Raw genomic sequence first — 3,565 nt, forward strand, 5'->3', positions numbered from 1 at the left:
GAATTGCTCTAGCCAGCGGTGTGACCAAATACCTTTCGGCGGTACTTCTTAAAGGCCCACTCTGAGCGCTTGTACCAGAGTGGCCTTTGCCGCTTCGGTGAGATCGATGTAGCAAAGCGGCCGTTGTGGGTGCCTTGTTCGACGATCGGCCTTTCGAACCACAGAATTTCTGTCCCGGTCTCTCGGTCGCTATCATTGACTTCCCAGTCGATCGGCCGGACCAGTTTGCTGGCGCTGAACCACTGGCATCGAGCCTCGGCGGCCGACCGCGTGAGGATATAGGAATCCGTGCATCTGGAGTGCTTCCCGGGATACAGGAACTGCCCCTTCCTCAGCGTGGATCGCGGCGTGTAGTAATTTCCGCCATTTCCAAGGTATACGACTGCCTTCCGGTCCGTTCCGATTTCCTTGAGGCAGTCGGCCAAGCGTGTGACGAAGTTGCGAGCAAGAAACACATCATCTTCGAAGACCAGGCAATACGGCAGATCGGTTTTCAGGAAGTCATGCCATATCCCGATATGCTTACGCGACAGCGACACCTCCGCGGCCCTCCCTGAACGCTGCTCCTCATCGAGAAGGTCGGCAATGTCATGATCCAGATACCAGTTTACCGGTACGCCGCGACTGCCAAATTCCGCAACAATGTGCCGCTCCCGGTCTTCATAGCCGGTTTTCACATGGCATATACGAATAAAGACTTGGTCTTTGAACATAGCCCCACCCCCCTTGGGCTCACCGCTATATCCTATTTTTATAGATTGTCACCTTAGCGATAGACGATTAGCCGCCTGCTGCTTTGACGGCGGGATGTTAAAGTTCTCAGCTCAAATTCGAATGGCCTCCGAGGTCCGGCAGCCTGGATCAGGAACACAACGCGAATTGGAAACCAGCGGTCAGAATTGCAAACCGTTGGCAGCCCGATGCGCTGGCGTCGCAGCGGAAAAAAGAATAATATCAGATAGTTAATTGGTGGGTGTGCACAGGATCGAACTGTGGACCCGCTGATTAAGAGTCAGCTGCTCTACCAACTGAGCTACACACCCACACCGCCGGGAAACCCAGCGTCGGCGGGCATATAGCCGCCGGTTTCGGCGATGTCCAGCCCTGCCGGATCATTTCCCGACAAATCGACACGGCATGATCCCGAAAAGTGGATTCCGGTTTTCGGAAAAGATCATGCTCGCTCAAAAAAAGCCGCACCGGTCAGACGAACAACTTGCCTTCCGCGACCCGGATCGCATGGCCGCCGATGCGCGCCGAGGCCAGTTTTCCGCCGTCGACATTGAGCTCGAGGCGGATGCGCGAAGGCCGGCCCATTTCCAGCCCCTGCTCGATCCAGAGCTGTGAGATTCCGTCCGTTGGACCATCGAAATGCATGATGGTGCCGGCAAAGGCGGCCGCGGCCGAGCCGGTCGCCGGGTCCTCGTACGAGGGATTGCCAGGCACGATCATGCGGACATGGAAGGCGCTGTCGTGATGCACCCTGTCGCGGCAATAGACATAGGGGCTGGCAAAGGCCCATTCGCTCTTGCGCGGCGCGAGTTCCGACCAGGCCTGGTTGTCCAGCCTGACTTTTGCGGCCGCTTCGAGGCCGGAGACCGGAATGGTGACGTAGGGCACGCCGGCCGACCAGAAGGAAACGCGGTGATTCTCGAAGCCGATCTCGTGCGGAGCAAGACCGAGCGCCGCGCCGATCATTTCCGGGTCGGCGACGAGTTCCAGGCGCTCCGGCAGTTTCGCCAGGTCGAACTCCGCGAAAATGGCGCCATCATGCTTGCTCACCGCGCAACGCACAGGGCCGATGTTTTCTTCCAGCACAAAGATGCCTGTCGTCTCGCCTTTCAGCTCCGCAAGCGCGATAGCCGAACCGACCGTCGGGTGGCCGGCGAACGGCATCTCGTAGTCGGGCGTGAAGATACGGATACGGTTGCTGTGCTTGGGATTTTCGGGCGGCAGCACGAAAACCGTCTCGGACAGGTTGAATTCGCGTGCGATCGCCTGCATGGCGGCCGTGTCCAGCCCCTCGCTGTCGAGCACCACGGCGACCGGATTCCCGGCCAGCCGCTCGGTCGTGAACACATCGTAAAGCAAGTAGCTGCGCGCCATCGAGAAAGCCTTCCGCCTCGCTCCGAATCTTCCGCCTCAATCCCAACATGAGGGAAATTTAATTTGAAATTCGAACCTTAAGGCATGATTTGTGCACAAATAGGGACATCAATTCTTCGCTATAGGGGTCCGGGGTGGACCAGGTTGTCAATCCGCCAAAGGCGGAATCCGATACTTCCATCGAGGCAGCTCTCGGGCTCGACCGCAAAGGCATGATCCGCAAGCGCCGTCGCGGCTGGCTCTACGCGCTGCTGGCGCTGGCGGTCGTGGCGGTCGTGATTGGCGTCTACCGTTGGAACGCCGCCGCCCCGCCCCGGATCGAATACACGACCGCTCCGGCGACGGTCGCCGACCTCACCGTCCAGGTGTCGGCGACCGGCACGCTTCAGCCGTTGACGCAGGTCGACATCTCCAGCGAGCTGTCCGGCATCGTCCGCTCGGTCGCGGTCAGCGAAAACCAGCAGGTCAAGAAGGGCGACGTGCTGGCGACGCTCGACACCGCCAAGCTCGAGGTCCAGATCGAACGCGCCACCGCCTCGGCCAAGGCGGCAGCGGCGGCCGTGGAGGATGCCAAAGTCACGCTGCAGGAAAACGAGAAAGCGGTGGTCCGCGCGAGCGCGCTTACCAAGCGCGGCATGGCGACGGACCAGTCGCTCGAAGCTGCGACCGCGACGCGCGACCGCTCCAAGGCGGCGCTCGACAGCGCCGAAGCCAACCTCGCCATCGCTGAGGCCGATCTCAAGGCGCAGCAGACCGACCTTGCCAAGAGCACGATCTATGCCCCGATCGACGGCATCGTGCTCACGCGCTCGGTCGATCCCGGCCAGACGGTCGCCTCCTCGCTGCAGGCGCCGGTGCTGTTCGTCATCGCAGCCGACTTGCGGAACATGGAGCTGCAGGCGGCGGTGGACGAGGCCGATATCGGCCAGGTCAAACCCGGCCAGCATGCCCGCTTCACCGTCGACGCTTTTCCGGACCGTCCCTTCGACGCCGAGATCCGCGACATCTCCTACGCCTCGGTCACCACCGACGGCGTCGTCACCTACAATGCCCGGCTTGAAGTCGACAACGGCGGGCGTCTGCTCAGGCCCGGAATGACCGCCACCGTCGCGGTGGTGACCAGGCAGGCCAAGGGTGTGCTGACCGTGCCGGCCACCGCCTTCCGCTATCGTCCGGCCGAACAGGCGGCCCGCGGCTGGAGCTTGCGCGACCTGTTCACCGGCCGCATGGGCCGTCCCAACCGGCAGCGTGAGGCGACAAAGACGCCGACGGACGGCTCACGCACGATCTATGTGCTGGAAAACGGGCGGCCGCATGCCGTCAACGTCAGGATCGGCTCGACCGACGGCGAATTGACCGAGATCACGTCCGGCCTCGACCAGGGCGCCGAGGTCATCACCGGCTCGCAGCAGCGGAGCTGATCCGTGTCCGCTCCCCTGCTCATCACCTTCGACAAGGT

3 protein-coding genes and 1 tRNA gene are annotated in these 3,565 nt (G+C 61.6%); 1 reads left to right on the forward strand and 3 read right to left on the reverse strand.

What is annotated here, in order from left to right; all coding sequences use genetic code 11:
• Positions 1 to 8: 8 nt before the first annotated feature.
• From EOA38_RS30860 to EOA38_RS30870, 3 genes are all read right to left on the reverse strand, one after another.
• Positions 9 to 713 carry a glycosyltransferase family 25 protein gene (locus EOA38_RS30860; protein ID WP_126093186.1) on the reverse strand — a complete coding sequence of 235 codons (705 nt, stop codon included), beginning with the start codon at positions 711 to 713 and terminating at the stop codon, positions 9 to 11.
• A gap of 254 nt (positions 714 to 967) precedes the next feature.
• Positions 968 to 1,043: transfer RNA gene (locus EOA38_RS30865), tRNA-Lys, on the reverse strand.
• Positions 1,044 to 1,203: 160 nt separating this feature from the next.
• Positions 1,204 to 2,106 carry a PhzF family phenazine biosynthesis protein gene (locus EOA38_RS30870; protein ID WP_126093185.1) on the reverse strand — a complete coding sequence of 301 codons (903 nt, stop codon included), beginning with the start codon at positions 2,104 to 2,106 and terminating at the stop codon, positions 1,204 to 1,206.
• Positions 2,107 to 2,240: 134 nt separating this feature from the next.
• Between EOA38_RS30870 and EOA38_RS30875 the strand changes: the two genes are divergently transcribed.
• Entirely contained in the window at positions 2,241 to 3,527 is a 1,287-nt protein-coding gene (locus EOA38_RS30875; protein ID WP_126093184.1) for an efflux RND transporter periplasmic adaptor subunit, read from the forward strand.
• Positions 3,528 to 3,565 lie beyond the last annotated feature (38 nt).

The sequence above is a fragment of the Mesorhizobium sp. M1E.F.Ca.ET.041.01.1.1 genome (genome assembly GCF_003997355.1).
Lineage (GTDB): Bacteria > Pseudomonadota > Alphaproteobacteria > Rhizobiales > Rhizobiaceae > Mesorhizobium.

Excerpts from the sequence above, each read along its gene's own strand:
- EOA38_RS30870 (WP_126093185.1), bottom strand. The coding sequence starts at position 2,106 with ATGGCGCGCAGCTACTTGCTTTACGATGTGTTCACGACCGAGCGGCTG.
- EOA38_RS30860 (WP_126093186.1), bottom strand. The coding sequence starts at position 713 with ATGTTCAAAGACCAAGTCTTTATTCGTATATGCCATGTGAAAACCGGC.